This is a genomic window from Microbacterium sp. (assembly GCF_011620665.1).
GTDB lineage: Bacteria > Actinomycetota > Actinomycetes > Actinomycetales > Microbacteriaceae > Microbacterium.
Genome location: NZ_WOYQ01000055.1, coordinates 20,263 through 39,046, shown reverse-complemented (window position 1 = coordinate 39,046; position 18,784 = coordinate 20,263). Strand labels below are relative to the sequence as shown.

The 18,784-nt window shown below is 68.4% G+C and carries 14 protein-coding genes; all 14 read left to right on the top strand.

The genetic code is table 11. The features are described from left to right. Positions 1-179 precede the first annotated feature (179 nt). The 14 genes from QZV81_RS07405 to treZ all read left to right on the top strand — a co-directional run bounded on the left by QZV81_RS07405 (position 180) and on the right by treZ (position 18,712). Entirely contained in the window at positions 180-1,529 is a 1,350-nt protein-coding gene (locus QZV81_RS07405) for an HNH endonuclease signature motif containing protein (protein WP_292835078.1), read from the top strand. A gap of 211 nt (positions 1,530-1,740) precedes the next feature. Further along, on the top strand, positions 1,741-2,430 hold the full coding sequence (locus tag QZV81_RS07400; protein WP_292835075.1) for an SDR family oxidoreductase: 690 nt from the start codon (positions 1,741-1,743) through the stop codon (positions 2,428-2,430). An 88-nt stretch (positions 2,431-2,518) separates the two neighbouring features. Then, positions 2,519-4,069, top strand: a complete 1,551-nt coding sequence (locus QZV81_RS07395) for an APC family permease (RefSeq protein WP_292835072.1) — start codon at positions 2,519-2,521, stop codon at positions 4,067-4,069. After that, positions 4,056-4,547: a glutaminase gene (locus QZV81_RS07390; RefSeq protein WP_292835069.1), complete on the top strand. Its 492-nt coding sequence runs from the start codon at positions 4,056-4,058 to the stop codon at positions 4,545-4,547. Before QZV81_RS07395 ends, QZV81_RS07390 begins: the two co-directional genes overlap by 14 nt. 70 nt (positions 4,548-4,617) lie before the next feature. Next, complete coding sequence (glgX, locus tag QZV81_RS07385) at positions 4,618-6,834, top strand: glycogen debranching protein GlgX (protein WP_292835066.1); 2,217 nt, start codon at positions 4,618-4,620, stop codon at positions 6,832-6,834. Further along, complete coding sequence (gene treY / locus QZV81_RS07380; protein WP_292835063.1) at positions 6,831-9,227, top strand: malto-oligosyltrehalose synthase; 2,397 nt, start codon at positions 6,831-6,833, stop codon at positions 9,225-9,227. Before glgX ends, treY begins: the two co-directional genes overlap by 4 nt. A gap of 120 nt (positions 9,228-9,347) precedes the next feature. Next, positions 9,348-11,003, top strand: coding sequence for a TIGR04028 family ABC transporter substrate-binding protein (locus QZV81_RS07375; RefSeq protein ID WP_292835060.1), 1,656 nt, complete (start codon positions 9,348-9,350; stop codon positions 11,001-11,003). A 69-nt stretch (positions 11,004-11,072) separates the two neighbouring features. Continuing rightward, positions 11,073-12,086 (top strand): ABC transporter permease, encoded by a 1,014-nt coding sequence (locus QZV81_RS07370; protein ID WP_292835057.1) that lies wholly within the window; start codon positions 11,073-11,075, stop codon positions 12,084-12,086. Then, positions 12,083-12,931, top strand: coding sequence for an ABC transporter permease (locus QZV81_RS07365; protein ID WP_292835054.1), 849 nt, complete (start codon positions 12,083-12,085; stop codon positions 12,929-12,931). Before QZV81_RS07370 ends, QZV81_RS07365 begins: the two co-directional genes overlap by 4 nt. Next, a complete protein-coding gene (locus tag QZV81_RS07360) occupies positions 12,928-14,592 on the top strand; it encodes an ABC transporter ATP-binding protein (protein ID WP_292835051.1) in 1,665 nt (554 codons plus the stop codon). Before QZV81_RS07365 ends, QZV81_RS07360 begins: the two co-directional genes overlap by 4 nt. 16 nt (positions 14,593-14,608) lie before the next feature. After that, positions 14,609-15,682: a putative FMN-dependent luciferase-like monooxygenase gene (locus QZV81_RS07355; RefSeq protein ID WP_292835049.1), complete on the top strand. Its 1,074-nt coding sequence runs from the start codon at positions 14,609-14,611 to the stop codon at positions 15,680-15,682. Then, positions 15,679-16,296 (top strand): CMD domain protein, encoded by a 618-nt coding sequence (locus QZV81_RS07350; RefSeq protein ID WP_292835046.1) that lies wholly within the window; start codon positions 15,679-15,681, stop codon positions 16,294-16,296. Before QZV81_RS07355 ends, QZV81_RS07350 begins: the two co-directional genes overlap by 4 nt. Position 16,297: 1 nt before the next feature. After that, positions 16,298-16,921, top strand: coding sequence for an alkylhydroperoxidase domain protein (locus tag QZV81_RS07345; protein WP_292835044.1), 624 nt, complete (start codon positions 16,298-16,300; stop codon positions 16,919-16,921). Between the two features lie 45 nt (positions 16,922-16,966). Further along, positions 16,967-18,712, top strand: a complete 1,746-nt coding sequence (treZ, locus tag QZV81_RS07340; protein WP_292835042.1) for a malto-oligosyltrehalose trehalohydrolase — start codon at positions 16,967-16,969, stop codon at positions 18,710-18,712. Positions 18,713-18,784: the final 72 nt, after the last annotated feature.

Here is an 18,784-nt window from a genome sequence, read left to right as displayed (position 1 = left end):
GCGCAGCCGTCGGTGATGTTTCGCTGATCGAGTGCCGGCGGCGCAGCCGTCGGTGATGTTTCGCTGATCGAGTGCCGGCGGCGCAGCCGTCGGTGTACCGAGATCACTCGGTCCTTCACGTTGTCCACGGGCGAACAAATCTTCGCCTCAATGTCGGTGGACCGGAGTAATCTTCGTATATGTCTTCCACAATCGATTCACTCCAAACGGCGGTGACCGCGTTGGCCGCCGCCTGGCCGATGGAGCGGGTCGAGGGCTGTGACGCTTCGCGTCTGGTAGAGGTGAACAGGCAGATCGGTCATGCGCGGCGCCTGTTGGATGCCGCGGCGTCACAGGTCGCGGCCGAGATCTCCCGACAGTCGCGACCGGAGTTGGGCGTGGATTCCCTCGCCAAGAAGCAGGGGCACCGGTCCGCGAACGTGTTCCTCGCGACGACACTCGGGACGACCACGGGCGATGCCGCGAAACTCATTCAGGTCGGCGCGGCGACCGCACCACGATTGCTGCTTTCTGGAGCGGAAGCGCCCGCACGGCGCCCGCACGTGGGCGAGGCGCTTTCGAAAGGTCTGCTCGGTAAGGATGCCGCGGCAGCGATCATCACCATGCTCGATGGTGTCGAGAGCCGGGCGACGGCCGCCGCGATCGACGAGGCGGAGCAGACGCTCACCGCACAGGCGGCCGGTCTCGACCTGCACGCTCTGCAGAAGGTCCTCGCCCGGGCCGAGGCGTACCTCGATCCGGATGGTCTGGAACCGAAGGAGGCGGACCTGCGTGCGCAGACCGGACTGACGATCCGGCAGGAGCGCACCGGGATGATTATTGTGAACGGGAAGTTCGATCCCGAACGGGGCGCCCCGATCCTGGCCCTCATCGACGCGATCGTCACCGCCGACCTGAATGCGCAGCGCGATGACGCTCGGCAGAAGGGAAGCGGGCTCCCGCCGCGCCCGATCCCGGTGATGCAGGCCGACGCGTTCGTGACGATCTGCGAGCACTACACCGGCTGCGACCGGACGAACCGGACTCTGCCCGGGGCGACGGTCATCGTCCGGGTCAGCCTCGAGGATCTGCAGGCCGGCACGGGCTCAGGGCTCATCGACGGGATCGACCAGCCCATCTGCATCGGCACCGTTCGGCGGATGGCCGCCGGTGGCGGGACCATCCCGATGGTCTTGGGCGCGGACAGTCAGATCCTCGACTTCGGCAAGGACAAACGCTTCTTCACCCACGCACAACGCCTCGCGCTCGCCGAACGCGACGGTGGCTGCGCCGGATGCGGTGCACCGCCGGGACGCACGAAAGCCCACCACATTCGATGGTGGTCCCGAGGCGGACCGACGAACCTCAGCAACGGGGTCCTCCTCTGCACCAGCTGCCACCACCTCATCCACGACCAAGGCTGGGACATCCGCATTGACGGGGTCGGCATCACGGCACACGTATGGCTCATCCCACCAGCCTGGGTCGACCCCACCCGCAGTCCCAGGCCCGCCGCCCGCCGCCGCCACGACTACCTCCCGGCAGCGTAACGAGCGCCCCGCCGATCGAGTGCCGTCTGCCCAATTCCGCTGTTCCTCGCCGATCGAGTGCCGTCTGCCCAATTCCGCTGTTCCTCGCCGATCGAGTGCCGTCTGCCCAATTCCGCTGTTCCTCGCCGATCGAGTGCCGGCGGCGGAGCCGCCGGTGTATCGAGATCACCCGGACCCGACCCCGCGTGCATGCCGGTGGGAGGATGGTCGCATGCCCCAGACCCATCTCATCACCGGCGCCGGGAGCGGCATCGGCCGTGCGGTCGCCCAGCGGCTCGCCGCCCGCGGGGATCGACTCGTCCTCGTCGCCCGCGACGAGGCGCGCGGCGCGGAGCTCGCCGCTCGCTTCGCCGGCTCCCTGGCCGTCACGGCCGACCTTCGGCATCCGGACACGATCGCGGGGGCCGCACCCGGCCTGCCCGACGTCCTCGATTCCGTGATTCACGCGGCCGGCGTCGTCGACCTCGGCCGCGTCTCCGATCTGCCGCTCGACGCGTGGGAGTCGCAGCTCGCCGTCAATCTCGTCTCCCCGGCCGAGCTCACCCGCGTCGCTCTCCCGGCGCTGCGCGCCGCGCGCGGCCAGGTGCTCTTCGTGAACTCCGGTGCGGGGCTGACGGCGCATCCGGAATGGGCGGCGTACGCCGCCTCGAAGCACGGGCTCAAGGCGCTCGCCGACGCGCTGCGCGGTGAGGAGGCGCGTAACGGGGTGCGCGTGACGACGGTGTACCCAGGGCGGACGGCGACGCCGATGCAGGAGCTCGTGCACGAGCAGGAGGGTGTCGCGTACGACCCGACCCGCTTCATCGACCCTGAATCGGTCGCCACAGCCCTTCTCGCGGCGTTGGATCTTCCCGCGGATGCCGTCATCTCCGATCTCTCCGTGCGCCCCGGCCCCCGCTGACGCGTCCCCGCCGGGCGCGATCCCCGATGCGTGCGCGCACGGCATCCGAGGGTCTAGTCTTCGGTGAACAGCCGCCGGGAGGAATGCGATGAGCGACTTCGGAAAGACCACGCCGATCCGCTTGGAGCGCCCCGACGGGAAGGGTCTCGCCACGGGCACCCTCGGCCTGTGGGGATCGACCGTCATCGGCCTGGCATCGACGGCGCCGGTCTACTCCCTCGTCGCGACTCTCGGATTCGTGGTGTTGGCGGTCGGCGGTCAAGCGCCGATCGCGTTCATCATCGCTTTCATCCCGATGCTGTTCATCGCGTTCGCGTACCGCGAGCTCAACAACGAGATTCCCGACTGCGGGACGACCTTCACCTGGGCCACGAAGGCTTTCGGGCCGTGGGTGGGGTGGATGGGCGGCTGGGGCGTCGCCGTGGCCGGAATCATCGTGCTCGCCAATCTCGCCCAGATAGCTTCGGTGTATTTCTGGAACCTCATCGGGTTCGAGTTCGAGAACCGTGACTGGCGCGTCATCCTCGTGGCGGTGCTCTTCATCGCCGCAATGACGTGGGTGAGTTGGCGCGGCGTCGAGATCGGCGAACGCATCCAGAACGTGCTGCTCGCGATCCAGTACCTGGCGCTCGCGATCTTCGTGATCGCCGCGCTCTGGCAGTTCTTCTCCGGCACCGCACCCAACCCGACGCCCTTCGACTGGGAGTGGCTGAACCCCTTCGCCTTCACCGACTTCAGCGGGTTCACCGAGGCTGTGCTGCTCGCCCTCTTCATCTACTGGGGCTGGGACACCTGCCTGGCGCTGAACGAAGAGACGAAGGATCCCAAACGCACCCCCGGGCGCGCCGCGGTGCTGACCACCGTCATCCTGCTCTTCACGTATGTTTCCGTCACGATCGCCGCGATGATGTACGCCGGGCTGGGCGAGAACGGCACGGGGCTCGGCAACGAAGCCAACGCGGACGACTTCTTCCTCGCAATCAAAGACGGCCTGCTCGGCCCGTGGGGCTGGCTGCTGGTCGTCGCCGTCATCATCTCGGCGGTTTCGTCGACCCAGACCACGATCCTCCCCACCGCGCGGGGCACGCTCGCGATGGGCGTCTACCGGGCGCTGCCGGAGCGGTTCAAAACCGTGCACCCGCGGTACAAGACACCGTCGTTCTCGACCCTCGTCGTCGGCGTCGTCGCCGTCTCCTACTACGTCGGCATGACGCTCATCAGCGACAACATCCTCCAGGACTCGATCCTCTCGCTCGGTCTTGCGATCGCCTTCTACTACGCCATCACCGGATACTCGTGCGTCTGGTATTACCGCCGCGACCTCGGCCGATCGGCGCGCGATCTCTGGTTGAAAGGCATCTTCCCCCTGCTCGGCGCCCTGATGCTGACCTTCGCCTTCGTGCAGTCGGCAATCGACATGTACGACGTCGACTACGGGTATTCGAAGCTGCTCGGCATCGGCGGCACGTTCGTCGTCGGGATCGGCTCGTTGCTGATCGGTCTCGTGCTGATGCTGATCTGGTACGTGTACCCACGGTCCAAGCCGTTCTTCGGCGGTGAGAGCCTCAATCGGGAGACGGCCGTGATGGTCCCCGAAGAGCCGGGCGAGTTCATCCGCTCGATCGATGGCGGTATCTGACCGACGGATGAGCGCGCACGCGACCGAGCTGATCGCCGAGGCCCGGACCCGGCTCGCCGATGCTCCCCGCGAGCGCCTGGGGGAATGGTCCGGCCGGCGCAGGGTCCTCGGCATCGGCCGCGCACGGAGAATCGTGCCCGTGGGCGAGGCGTGGCACCTCGGGGTCCTGCTCATCGGACCGGAGGGCGTGGCCGCGACGGGCCAGGTCGTTCGCGCGCGGGCCGAAGCGATCCGTGGCTACACCGCGGAATCGCAGCGTGCGCGCGCCGCAATCGCGGCCGCGGCGAGGCGGGGTGGATTCGCCGAGGGCGAGACGCTCCATCTCTGCTGGGAGCCGGTGGATCTGGATGCTGTGGATGCTGGTGGCAGCTCGGGTCCGCTGTCGATGGTCTCCGGCATACCGCAGATTCGTTGGAGCACGGACGGCGGCATCCGCCCGCTCAGCGACTACCTCGAGGAGCAGCTCGCCCTGCGCTGAAGCCCCCTCGGGGTCACGACCCCGATGTGTCGGCCAACTAGGGTGGGAAGCCGACGCACAGGAGGCGCTCATGCAGGTTTGGCCCGGATCGGCTTATCCCCTCGGGGCGACATTCGACGGCAGCGGCACCAACTTCGCGCTGTTCAGTGAGGCGGCCGAGCGTGTCGAGCTGTGCCTGTTCGGGGACCGGGGAGCGGAGACCCGGGTCGAACTGCGCGACGTCGATGCGTACGTCTGGCACGCTTACCTGCCCACCGTCCAGCCGGGGCAGCGCTACGGCTATCGGGTCTACGGGCCGGCCGATCCTGGTCGTGGACAGCGGTTCAACCCCCACAAGCTGCTTCTCGACCCGTACGCGAAAGCCGTTGAGGGTGAGATCGAATGGGGGCAGTCGGTCTTCGGCTACACCTTCGGCGACCCCGACTCGATCAACACCGACGACTCGGCCCGACAGATGATGAAGGCGATCGTCATCAACCCCTTCTTCGATTGGACGGGTGACCGGCAGCCCAAAACGCCGTACGCCGAATCGCTCATCTACGAAGCGCACGTGCGGGGATTGACGCAGCTGCATCCCGACATCCCCGAAGAGATCCGCGGCACCTACAGCGCGATCGCGCATCCGGCGATCATCGAGCATCTCAAGAAGCTCGGCGTCACGGCGATCGAGCTCATGCCGGTTCACCAGTTCGTCAACGACTCGACGCTTCAGGCGAAGGGCCTGTCCAACTACTGGGGCTACAACACGGTCGCCTTCCTCGCGCCCCAGAACACCTACTCGGCGATGGGGCAGCGCGGACAGCAGGTGCAAGAGTTCAAGGGCATGGTCAAGGCGCTCCACTCGGCCGGCATCGAGGTGATTCTCGACGTGGTCTACAACCACACCGCCGAGGGCAACCACATGGGTCCGACTCTGTCGCTGAGGGGAATCGACAACGAGGCCTACTACCGACTTGAAGACGACGACAAGCGCTACTACACCGACTACACCGGAACGGGAAACTCCCTCAACGTCGGGAATCCGCACGCGCTGCAGCTGATCATGGATTCGCTGCGCTACTGGGTGCTCGAAATGCACGTCGACGGATTCCGGTTCGACCTCGCCGCGACGCTCGCCCGGGAGTTCTACGAGGTCGACCGTCTCGCGACATTCTTCGAGCTCGTTCAGCAGGATCCGGTGGTTTCCCAGGTCAAGCTCATCGCGGAGCCGTGGGATCTCGGCCCGGGCGGCTATCAGGTGGGCAACTTTCCGCCCCAGTGGACCGAGTGGAACGGCAAGTACCGTGACACGGTCCGCGACCTGTGGCGCGGTGAGCCTTCGACGCTCGGCGAGTTCGCGTCGCGCCTCACGGGTTCAGCCGACCTCTATGAGCACTCCGCGCGCAGACCCGTGGCATCCATCAACTTCGTCACGGCCCACGACGGCTTCACGCTTCGCGACCTCGTTTCGTACAACGAGAAGCACAACGAAGCCAACGGCGAGGACAACAACGACGGCGAATCGCACAACCGCTCGTGGAACTGCGGCGTCGAAGGTCCCACGGACGACCCCGATGTGCTGACTCTGCGCGCGCGCCAGCAGCGCAACTTCCTTGCGACGCTGTTGCTCAGCCAGGGCGTGCCGATGATCAGCCACGGCGACGAGCTCGGCCGCACACAGGGCGGCAACAACAACGGGTACGCGCAAGACAACGAGATCACGTGGATCGACTGGGAGCACGTGGACCAGCCGCTCGTCGAGTTCACCGCGGCGCTGGCCCGCCTGCGCCGAGAGCACCCGACCTTCCGTCGCAGCAGGTTCTTCGACGGTCGGCCCGTGCGGCGCGAAGAGGGCGCGCCGGTACCCGATATCGTGTGGCTTCGCCCGGACGGCACGCAGATGCAGCCCGAGGACTGGGGCTCGGGTTTCGGGCGCGCGGTGGGGGTGTTCCTCAACGGGGACGGCATCCGTGAACGCGATCGGCGCGGGCAGGAGATCCACGACGGCCACTTCCTCATCCTCTTCAACGCGGGCGACGAGCAGGTGCAGTTCACGATGCCGCAGGCCGACTTCGGCCCGGAGTGGGAAGTGATCGTCGACACCGCCGGTGGGGCTGCCGACGGTGCACCGCTTTCCGGGGGTGACCACGTGGACCTCGTCGGACGATCGCTCATGGTGCTGCGCGACCATGAGCCGGAACAGCCGGAGGTCGACCATTCGGTCGCCGCGTCGCTCGCCGCGTTCACTGCCCCGATCGACCTCGTGCCGTCGCCGGCGCCGAAGGCCGAGCAACCGAGCGGACGATGACGCGACGCCCCGTCTCGACGTACCGGCTGCAGCTGCGCCCGTCCTTCGATCTGGATGCCGCGGCAGAGGCGCTGCCCTACCTGCGCGACCTCGGGGTCGACTGGGCCTACCTGTCGCCTCTGCTGCAGGCTGCGGCCGGGTCCGAGCACGGATACGACGTCGTCGACCCCACGCGGGTGGACGAGACGCGCGGCGGACCGGCTGCTCTTGCGCGCTTCAGCGCGGCCGCCCGCGCGGCGGGTCTCGGGATCCTCGTCGACATCGTGCCCAATCATCAGGGCGTCGCCATACCCGCGGAGAATCCGTGGTGGTGGGACGTGCTCCTGCGCGGACGTGCATCTCCGCACGCGGGCGCGTTCGACATCGACTGGGAGCACGGCGACGGGCGACTCGTGCTCCCCGTTCTCGGGAGTGACCCGGATGAGGTGCTCGGCGCGGGCGAGATGACGGTTTCGCCCGAGCCCACGGACGACGCTCCGTTCGGCACGGCGCGGTACCACACCCTCGTCCTGCCACTGGCGGAGGGGACCGCGCCACTCCGCGCCACCGCCGATGTCGCCGCCGTGCGAGATGTCCTCGCCCGTCAGCACTGGAGGCTGGTCTGGTGGCGCCGCGACGTGGATCTGCTGAACTATCGCAGGTTCTTCACCGTGACCTCGCTCGCGGGCGTGCGGGTGGAGGTGCCGGAGGTCTTCGACGCGAGCCATGTCGAGGTGGTGCGCTGGATCGACCAGGGAGTCGTCGACGGGCTGCGCATCGATCACCCGGATGGGCTCGCCGACCCCGGCGCGTACCTCGAAAGCCTCGCGGAGGCGGTCGGGTCTGCCTACGTCGTGGTGGAGAAGATCCTGGAGACCGGCGAAGAACTGCCGGGGTGGTGGCAGACCGACGGCACGACCGGGTACGACGCACTCGCCGAGATCGACCGTGTGCTCACTGATCCGGCGGGGGAGGCGGCGTTGACGGCGCTCGACACCCGGCTGCGCGGTGAGGCGCTGGCCTGGCCGGCGCTCATCCACGACACCAAGCGCCTCGTCGCCGACACCGCGCAGGCCGCCGAAGTGGGCCGCCTCGTGCGCTGCCTGCCCGCGGCGGTGCGAGATCGATTCGCCGCCGCCGTGCTGCGCGATGCGCTCGCCGAACTCCTCGCGGCCTTCCCGGTCTATCGCGCCTACCTCCCGGCCGGCACGGAACACATCCGGCATGCCGCGGACGATGCGTCCCGCGCGCGTCCCGAGCTGGCCGACGCGATCGCCGCGATGGAGCCCCTGATCGCAGAGCCGGCCCGGTGCGGCACACAGGAATTCTCTCGGCGGTTCATGCAGACCACCGGACCGGTGATGGCCAAGGGCGTCGAGGACTCAGCCTTCTACCGCTGCACGCGACTCGGTTCGTCGACCGAGGTCGGTGCCGACCCGTCGCAGTTCGCGTTGCCGCCGGCCGACTTCCACGCGGCATCCGCCCGGCGTCAGGCTGCCTGGCCGCACACGCTGACGGCACTGTCGACTCACGACACGAAGCGCTCCGAGGACGTGCGGGCTCGGCTGGCCGTGCTGGCCGAGATCCCTGCCCGATGGTCCGAGGTGCTGCGAAGCCTGCGCGCGATCGCGTCGGCTGGCGATGGCCCGCTCGACGCGCTGCTCTGGCAAGCCGTGGTGGGCGCCTGGCCGGCGAGCCCCGAGCGGTTGCGTGCGTATGCCGAGAAGGCGGCGCGCGAGGGGGGGATCGTCACCACGTGGGCCGAGCCGGATCATGTCGCCGAGAGCCGCGTGCGTGCGGTGGTCGACGCCGCCTTCGGTGCCGCGCAGGGGATCGTCGAGGGGTTCGCCGCTGAGATCATGGCCGCAGGTCGATCCAATGCGCTCGCCGCCAAGCTGCTGCAGCTGGCCGGCCCGGGTGTGCCGGACGTCTATCAGGGCACTGAGCTGTGGGATCTGTCACTCGTCGACCCCGACAACCGCCGCGCCGTCGACTTCGCCGAGCGCCGGAGGCTGCTGGCCCGCCTGGACGACGGATGGATGCCGGAGATCGACGAGTCCGGCGCGGCCAAGCTTCTCGTGACCTCGCGCGCGCTGCGCTTGCGCCGCGACCGCCCGGAGCTGTTCACGCGCTACATCCCGGTGACCGTCGTCGGCGAGGCCGCCGAGTACGCCATCGCGTTCGACCGCGGCGGCGCGCTCGCGGTGGCGACGCGCCTGCCGGTGGGTCTCGCCGCGCGCGGCGGATGGGGTGACACCGTCTTGCTCCGCCGCGCGGGCGACTGTGTCGATGTGCTGACCGGCCGCCGATACTCCGGCGGGGCGCTGCCGATGGCCGACCTCTTGGACACGTATCCGGTTGCGCTCCTTGTCGCGGACTGGCGCGCGCAATCGGTGCGAGCGCGAATCCGGTGACGGCATGTGACGTTCTTTACGCCCCATGAAGCATGAATCGCCCTGAGAGGGCGGCTGTGGTGGGCTGGGAACCCCTCACCGCACACACCAGATGCTGTCTGGCGCCTCCAAGGAGCACTCATGTCCCGAACCACTCGCGTGATCCTCGTGGCGGCCGCGGCCGCCACGCTCGGCGCCCTCGTCGTCGGCTGCTCGTCCGGCAGCGGCGCATCCACTCCCGCTGAAGCGGTCGGCGATCCCGCGCAGGGCGGCACGTTGACCTACCTCGAACCACAGGCGTGGAACACGCTGTATCCGCCGTCGGCTGGCTTCTACCCCAACGGCGGCATCGTGAACAACATCACCGACCGTCTGCTGTATCAGAACCCCGAGACGCTCGAGCTCGAACCGTGGATCGCGACCGCTTACACGGTCAACGACGACGCGACCGCCTACACGTTCGATCTGCGCACCGACGTCACATATTCGGATGGCACGCCGCTGACCGCGGCGAATGTCGTGAAGAACCTCGACCTGTTCGGCCGGGGCGACACCGAACGTGCATTGCCGGTCTCGGAGGCGATCAACAACTACGATCGCGGTGAGGTGGTCGACGGGGACACCGTCTCGTTCTTCTTCACCGCGCCCTCACCCGGCTTCGCCCAGGCCGTCTCGACGATCACTTCGGGACTGCTGTCGGATGCCACGCTGGACCGCACGAGCGAACAGTTCGGGCCCGGCAACGCTAGGGAGATCATCGGCACCGGGCCTTTCGTGATATCCGGAGAAGAGCTGGGCACCTCGACGCGCCTCACCGCGCGTGAGGACTATGACTGGGGCCCGCCGTCACTCGAGCGCCAAGGCGCCGCCTACCTCGATGGCATCGACGTCGTTGTCGCATCCGAAGACAGCGTCCGTGTCGGCACCGTCGTCTCCGGGCAGGCAGAGATCGCCCGAGGGATCGAAGCCCCCGATGAGGCGCAGTTCGCGGCATCCGGGCTTACGCTGCACGCCGCCGGTACGAACGGTGTCAACAATGGGCTCAGCTTCCGCTTCCGCGAGCCGTGGCTCTCCGACCTCAGGGTGCGCCAGGCGCTGATCGCCGGAATCGATCGTCAGCAGATCGTCGACACGCTCTTCACGGAGAACTACCCGCTTGCCACGGGTGCGCTTGCGTCGACCGCCCTCGGCTACATCGACACGTCCGAGTATTACGTCCACGACCCGAAGAAGGCTGCTGATCTTCTCGAGGGCGCGGGGTGGGCGCTGAACAGTGACGGTCTGCGGGAGAAGGACGGCGAGGTGTTGACCTTGACTTTCAACGAGGCCCTGCCGCAGCCTCGCTCCAAAGAGGTCGTGACCTTGATCCAGGAGCAGCTGGGAGACCTCGGCATCACGGTCGATCTGTATGCGGGGGACATGGCCGCGCAGACTGCCGCCGCTGCAGACGGGAGCAGCGTGCAGGTGTATCACTCGATGGTGGGACGCGCCGACTTCGATGTTCTGAAGTCCCAGTACTTCTCGAAGAACCGAAACGCGCTGCTGAACTTCGCGAAGGCCGACGGATCGATCGGCGATGCGCAGCTCGATTCGCTGCTGCAGGAGATCGCATCAGAGCCGACGACGCAGAAGCGTCAGACGGCGTCGGCCGCGGCGCAGGAGTACCTCGCCGAGAACGCCTACATCCTGCCCATCTTCGAGGAACCGCAAGTGTTCGGTCTCACCGACAAGGTGCAGGGATTCGCCACCGAATCCGTCGGACGCCCGTCATTCTATTCGACCTGGCTGGTCGGCTGACGCGTCGCCGTAGGGTGTCGTTCCGCCGGCACCGCACGGCGACGCGTACGACACCGTGAGAGGAGCATCATGACCTATGTGCTGGGCCGTGCCGGCCAGGCCGTCCTCGTGTCGGCCCTGGCCTACACGGTGGCCTACGTGCTGCTGTCCGCGCTCCCCGGTGACGCGATCATCGCCCGCTACGCGAGCCCCGACCTGGGGCTGACGGACGCGCAGATCCAGGCGATCCGCGCGTCCCTCGGCGCTGACGAGCCGCTTCTCACCCAGTACGTCCTCTCGGTCGCGGGGTTCCTGCGCGGCGACTTCGGCTACTCCGTCTCCAGTGGCGCTGCCGTCTCGGACCTCATCGCCACGGCGCTCCCCTCGACCGTGACGCTGGCGGTCCCGGGTCTTCTCCTCGCGATCATCCTGAGCGTGATCATCGCGTTCACGGCCACTTACGGCGCAGGTCGGAACGTGCGCCGTTTCTTCCGCGCAGTGCCGCCCTTCTTCGTCTCGCTGCCGGTCTTCTGGGTCGGCATCATTCTCATCCAGGTCTTCTCGTTCCGTCTCGGTCTCGTCCCCGTCATCGGCGCCGGTCCTGCGCAAGCATTGATTCTTCCCGTCGTCACGCTCGCGGTACCGATCGCCGCTCCACTCGCGCAGGTGCTCATGCGGTCGATCGACGAGGTGCGCGAGCAGCCGTTCGTCACCGTCGTGCGAGCCCGCGGCGCGTCGACGTCGTGGCTTCTGTGGCGCACCGTCGCCCGCAACGCGCTTCTGCCGACGCTCACGATGGCCGGGCTGCTGTTCGGAGAACTTGTCGGCGGTGCGGTCGTGACTGAGACCGTGTTCGCGCGCCCCGGCATCGGTCAGCTCACGGCGCAGGCGGTCGCGAACCGTGACACGCCCGTCCTGCTCGCGGTCGTCGTGATCTCGACGGTCGCCTTCGTCGTCATCAATCTCATCGTCGACCTTCTCTATCCCGTGTTGGATGCCCGCCTCCGCAGCCCGACTCGCCGCTCGCGCACGACCGCGCCGGGCGCGGCGGACGAGCTGACGGTGTCCGGCGAACGGCTCACCGCGGCGGGGGGTGCCAGATGACCATGCTCGCCTCTACCCTGGAGGCGGCCCCGCCCGCCCCTCGTGTGCGAGCGCGCCGCCGCCTCGGCTTCGTGCTGCCTGCGGTGATCATCGTCATCGCTGTGCTCTGGGCGCTGTTTCCGAGCTTGTTCACCACGCAGAGCCCGAGCGAGACTGTCGCAGCGGCGCTGCAGGCGCCGAGTGCCGAGCATTGGTTCGGCACCGATGCCACCGGTCGTGATCTGTATGCGCGGGTCATCTATGGTGCCTCGCAGTCGATCATCGGTGCACTCCTTGCGGTCGCGGTCGGTCTCCTCGTCGGCACCGCCATGGGTGTGGTCGCCGGCGCGGTCGGCGGCGGCGCCGACGACATCCTCATGCGGATCGTCGACGTGCTCCTCGCGATCCCCGCGCTCCTGCTTTCACTCAGTGTCGTGATCCTGCTCGGCTTCGGGACCACGAGTGCCGCGATCGCCGTCGGTGTGACTTCGATCGCGGTGTTCGCCCGCCTTGCACGCGCGCGCGTCGTGAGCGTGCGGGTCAGCGAGTTCGTCGAGGCTGCATACGGGTCGGGAGGAACATTCTTCGCCGTTCTGTGGCGGCACATCCTGCCGAATTCTCTGACGCCGGTCATCGCGCTCGCCGCACTTCAACTCGGCTCAGCGATCCTGCAGATCTCCACGCTCGGGTTCCTCGGCTACGGCGCACCTCCGCCCACACCGGAATGGGGACTGCTCATCGCCGAGGGCCGCAACTACGTCGCGACGGCATGGTGGCTGACCGTTCTCCCCGGCGTCGCGGTGGTCCTGGTCGTGCTGGCCACCAACCGGCTCAGTCAGGCCATTCAGGGACGGGGTGCCGCATGAGCCCACAGCCGCTGCTGTCCATCCGAGACCTCGCAGTGCAGTACCGGACGCGTCATGGTCCGGTCGACGCGGTGCGCGGCGTCTCGCTCGAGGTGGAGGCGGGCACCGTGACCGCCCTCGTGGGCGAGTCGGGATCGGGCAAATCCACGATCGCCCAGTCCGTGATCGGTCTGCTCGCCGGCAATGGTCGGGTCTCTCGCGGCCGCATCATCCTGAATGAGCGCACAAACGGGGTGACCGATCTCGTGGGACTCTCGGAGAAGAGCTGGCGACGTCTTCGCGGGCGCTGCATCGCTCTGATCCCTCAGGACCCCGGCAACTCGCTCAACCCCGTCGCAACGATCGGCTGGAGCGTCGGTGAGGCGCTTCGCATCCATGGATGGAAGGAGCGCCGGAAGATCCATTCCCGCGTGCTGGAACTGCTGGATCGTGTCGGGATCGACGACCCGGAAGCGCGGGTGCGGCAACATCCGCACGAGCTGTCGGGGGGCATGCGCCAGCGCGTCTTGATCGCAGCGGCCCTGGCCCTCGAACCCGAATTGATCATCGCCGATGAGCCGACGAGCGCACTCGACGTGACGGTGCAGCGGACGGTGCTCGACCTGCTCGACGACGTGCGCACGGCGTCGGGCGCCGGCATCCTCTTCATCACCCACGACCTCGCGGTCGCCGCTGACCGCTCGGACCAGATCGTGGTCCTCCGCGCTGGGCAGGTGCAGGAGGCGGGACCGTCCACTTCGGTTCTGACCCGGCCGGTCGCGGAGTACACGCGTACGCTGCTCGCCGATGCGCCCTCGCTCACGAGCATCGTCGAACGGACGCCGCCGGTGGTGGATGCCCAGGCGCGCCCGCTCGTTGAGGTCACCGGCCTCACGCAGGAGTTCGCACGACGTGGGCGTACGCCGCTGCGGGCGGTCGATGACGTTTCGTTCGTCGTCGTTCGGGGCACGACGCATGCGCTCGTCGGGGAATCGGGCTCGGGCAAGACGACGACGGGCCGCAGCATCGCCGGTTTCAACCAACCGACGAGCGGCGTGATTCGTGTGGGCGAGACCGACGTGACGGCGCTGCGGTCTCGGCGCGCGTTCCACCGGACGACCCAGTTGGTCTATCAGAATCCCTTTGCGTCGCTGGATCCGCGACAGTCCGTCACGAGCATCCTGACCGAGCCGCTGCGGAACTTCGGGATGGGCGACCGGACCGACCGGGTCGAGCGAGCGCGTCATCACCTCGACCTCGTCTCTCTCCAGCCCGAGATCGGCGCTCGGTATCCGCAGGAGCTTTCCGGCGGGCAGCGTCAGCGGGTTGCGATCGCGCGGGCGCTGATCGTCGAGCCGGAGCTCGTGGTGCTCGACGAGGCCGTGTCGGCGCTCGACGTCACGGTGCAGGCTCAGATCTTGCGGCTGCTCGCGCGACTGCAGACCGAACTCGGCCTGACGTATGTCTTCATTTCGCACGACCTCGCGGTCGTCCGGCAGATCTCCGACACGGTCTCGGTGATGCAGCGCGGTCGGCAGGTCGAGTGCGGGCCCGCCCAGCACGTGTTCGATGTTCCCCAGCACGAATACACCCGGCAGCTTCTGGCCGCCATCCCCGGCGCCTCGTTGCGCTCCGGGTACACCGATCCCGCCGGCGCGACCCTTCGCGCCGACATCTCATGAAACGGCAGGTGCATATATGACCGGACCACGGCTCGGGTTCTTCACTCGGCTCCTCGAACCGGTGCCCGCCGCCGACCGCTATCGGTTTGCACTCGAGCAGATCGATCAGGCCGAGCGCTCGGGCTTCGCGTCCGCCTGGGTGGCGCAGCACCACTTCGGCGAGGATGAGGGCGGACTGCCCTCCCCCTTCGTTCTGCTGGCCGCAGCCACGCAGCGCACATCCCAGATCGCATTGGCCACGGGCGTCGTGACTCTTCCGATCGATGACCCGCTGCGCGCTGCGGAAGATGCGTCAGTGCTCGATCGGCTCAGCGGCGGGCGCGTGCAGCTCGGCGTCGCGTCAGGCGGAACGCCCTCGTCGTTCGCGGCCTTCGGGCAGGATGCCGACCGTCGTAGCGACATCTTCTCGGATCACCTCGAGGTCTTCACCGAGGCGCTCGCCGGGCGGGGAGTGCGGGGAACCTCCTCCCGCATCTATCCGCCCGGCGGAGATCTCTCCGAGCGGATCTGGCAGGCGACGTTCTCGATCGAGGGCGGACGCCGCGCCGGGCGGAACGGTGACGGACTGATGCTCTCGCGCACCCAGCCACGCCGCCCCGAGGCCCCCGATGCGCCGCTGCATGAGGTGCAGCTGCCGATCATCGACGCCTATCGCGAGGCGCTCCCGTCGGGAGCCCCCGTGCGCGTGCTGGCTTCCCGTACTGCTCTGGTCGTCGACGAGGGTGACCGCACGCGCGCGCTCGAGCTCGCAGAATCGGGCCTGCGGCACCTCGCCGAGACGATGTTCAGCATCGATACGACGGATCTCGACATCGACGCGCTCATCCGCATCACCGATACCCACGTGGGCACGGTCGACGAAGTGGTCACATCCCTCGCTGCCGACACGTCGCTCCGAGCCGCCAGCGACGTGTCGTTCCAGGTCCATTCGATCGCCGCGACGCACGAGCTGACCCTGCGGTCGCTGCAGCTGCTCGGAGAGCAGGTGGCTCCCCGCCTCGGATTCGCCACGGGTCCCGAGGCCGCCCGTGACCTCCACGGGGCTCATCGCCCCCTCGCCGTCACACATCGCTCGGAAGGAACCTCATGACCGCCGCCGCCGACATCATCGACCTGCTCGCCGGCATCAGGCCCGGTGATGCGCTCGACGCCCTTCGGCATCAGCGGCCGCAGGCACGCGAGAACGCACAGCGCAGTTTTCAGGCACTGCTCGAACCGGCGGATGCCGGAAGCTTCCCGCTCGCGGAGAGGTACGCCATCGCGGCGTTCGTCGCACACGTGCACGGCTTTGCGGCAGCATCAGATTTCTACGGTGACCTGCTCGGCGACGAAGCACCGGAGCTCGTGGCAGCCGTCGCAGCAGCTGCGCGCAGCGGTGCCGCGACCGGCCCTTACGGCGTCTATCGCGAGCCAGAGCTGCGGGCCGAAAGCACAGCGGGCCCGCACTGGACCGCCGAAGCCGGACTCGGCTCGCGCTTGGCGGCCGGGCTCACGCACGCGCACCTGCTCGTTTTTCGCCCGCGCGAGTCGAGCCCCGAAGCGCTGCAGAAGCTCGCCGATGCCGGATGGAGTGCCGATGACGTCGTGTCGGTGTCGCAGTTGGTGGGCTTCCTCAGCTTCCAGCTGCGGGCCGCGTGGGCTCTGCGCATCCTCTCTCGCACGCCCGCGGCATCCACCCCCGCACGGACCGGTGAAGGAGCCTGACATGACCGCCCGGATCACTGAATACCCCGACCTCGTTCGCCCGGATGCCTTCACGCAGCAAGGCCTGGGCTGGGTGCCGTGGCTGCAGCCGGTCGCGGAGCAAGACCTCACGGACCGGCAGCGCGATGCCCTGATCGAGCCTGCGCGCGCGAAGATGCCGTACTTCCGGCTGCTCGTACGTGACCCCGGCGCGCTGCACGCGCGGACGCTCACTGACCTCGACATCTTCTTCAACGTCACTGGCGGCATCGGCCGCGCCGAGCGCGAACTGGCTGCCGCCGCGACCTCGCGGCGCAACGGCTGCGTGTACTGCGCATCGGTCCACGCCGCCGCCGCGACCCGCGAGTCTGGCCGGGAGGCCGATGTTCAGCGCCTGCTCGACGAAGGCGTGGGCGCCGAGCTCGGAGACGCTGTCTGGAACGCGGTGACGGCGGCATCCGTCTCCCTCGCCGGAACACCCCTTGCGTTCGGAGCTGCTGACATCACGCGCCTCCGGGATGCAGGCTTGGACGAGAGCCAGATCATCGACGTCATCAACGGTGCGGCGTTCTTCAACTGGGCGAACCGGCTCATGCTTTCGCTCGGAGAGCCCGAAGTCCCCTCCCGTCGACGAGGGGACGCTTGAGAGTTCCCGTTCCTCTCGATCCCGAGAGCACGGCAGGATGGTCGGATGAGCATCGAGGTGTGGGCGCCCCGCGCCGCGCGCGTGCGGCTGCGCCGCCCCGGCCGCGCCGACATCGACCTGACGGCGGCGGATGCCGGATGGTGGCGCGCGGCGGTCGTCCTGGGACCGGGGGATGAGTACGGCTTCGTGCTGGGCGAGGGTGATCGGGTCCTGCCCGACCCACGCTCCCGTCGCCAGCCGCACGGAGTCCACGCGCTGTCGGCCGTCGACGACCCCGCCGCCTTCGCGTGGACCGACAGCGACTGGCACGGACGACAGCTGGCCGGAGGCGTGATCTACGAGCTCCACATCGGCACTTTCACGCCCGAGGGCACGCTCGACGCGGCGACCGCGAAGTTCGACCACCTCCGCGACATCGGCGTCACCCACGTCGAGCTCCTCCCGGTGAATGGCTTCAGCGGTACGCACAACTGGGGCTACGACGGCGTGCTCTGGTACACGGTGCACGAGGCCTACGGCGGCCCGGAGGCCTATCGCAGATTCGTCGACGCCGCACACCGTGCGGGGATCGCCGTCATCCAGGATGTCGTCTACAACCATTTCGGGCCCTCCGGCAACCACCTGCCCGAGTTCGGCCCGTATCTGCGTGACGGTCACGACACGACGTGGGGTGCGAGTGTGAACCTCGATGAGCGCGCCGTGCGCGACTACATTCTGGACAACGCCAGGATGTGGCTCGTCGACTTCCATGTCGACGGGCTGCGGCTGGATGCCGTCCACGCCCTGCACGAGTCGGGGGACAGCCCCGCGCATATCCTGCGTGAGCTCGGCGAAGCGGCCGACGCGCTGAGCGCCCACGTCGGGCGTCCGTTATCCCTCATCGCGGAGAGCGACCTCAACGACCCCGTGATGATCCTTCCGCGGGAGTCCGGGGGCTACGGCCTGGCCGCGCAGTGGCTCGACGACTGGCACCATGCCGTCCACGTCGCCGTCACGGGCGAGACCGACGGATACTACGCCGACTTCGCCGCCCTGCAGGCGGTGCCCAAGACCTGGACCGGCGGGTTCTTCCACGACGGGACGGTCTCGACCTTTCGCGGGCGCGCGCACGGCATCCCACTCCCGCCCGACGTGCCCTCGTGGCGGCTCGTGACATTCGCCCAGGACCACGATCAGATCGGAAATCGTGCGGCGGGCGACCGCCTGAGTGCGACGCTTTCGTCGCGGCGCCTCGCCGTCGCGGCGGTACTCACGATGACGACACCGGGCACGCCGATGCTCTTCATGGGCGAGGAGTGGGGGGCGTCCACCCCGTGGCAGTTCTTCACATCGCACCCCGAACCCGAGCTGGCTGCCGCGACCTCTGCGGGGCGCAAAGCGGAGTTCGCCGCTATGGGGTGGGACGAATCCCTCGTGCCGGATCCGAACGATCCGGCCACGTTCATCCGGTCCAAGCTCGATTGGACCGAGGTCGGCGCCCGGCCGCACGCCGATCTCCTCGATCTCTATCGCCGCCTCGCGCACCTGCGGCGCGCGCATCCCGACCTCACGGATCCGCGTGCGGAAAGCCGAGGCGCGAGCGCCGCCGAGGCGCCCGGCGGCCAAGTCTACGAACTCCAGCGCGGCGGGGCCCGTGTGCTCGTGAACCTCTCGGAAGAGCCGTGGCGCGTGCCGCTGCGCGAGGGAGAGACGGTGTGGCTGGCCACGGACACCGTCGATTCGGCATCCGGAGTCCTCGTGATCGCGCCGGATGCCGCGGTCATCGCCGGCGCGCCGCGCCCGCTGCCGTGACCCGGTCGATCACGCCGGATCTGCCGATCGCCGGATCGCCCGATCGCCCGATCTGCCGATCGCCGGATCGCC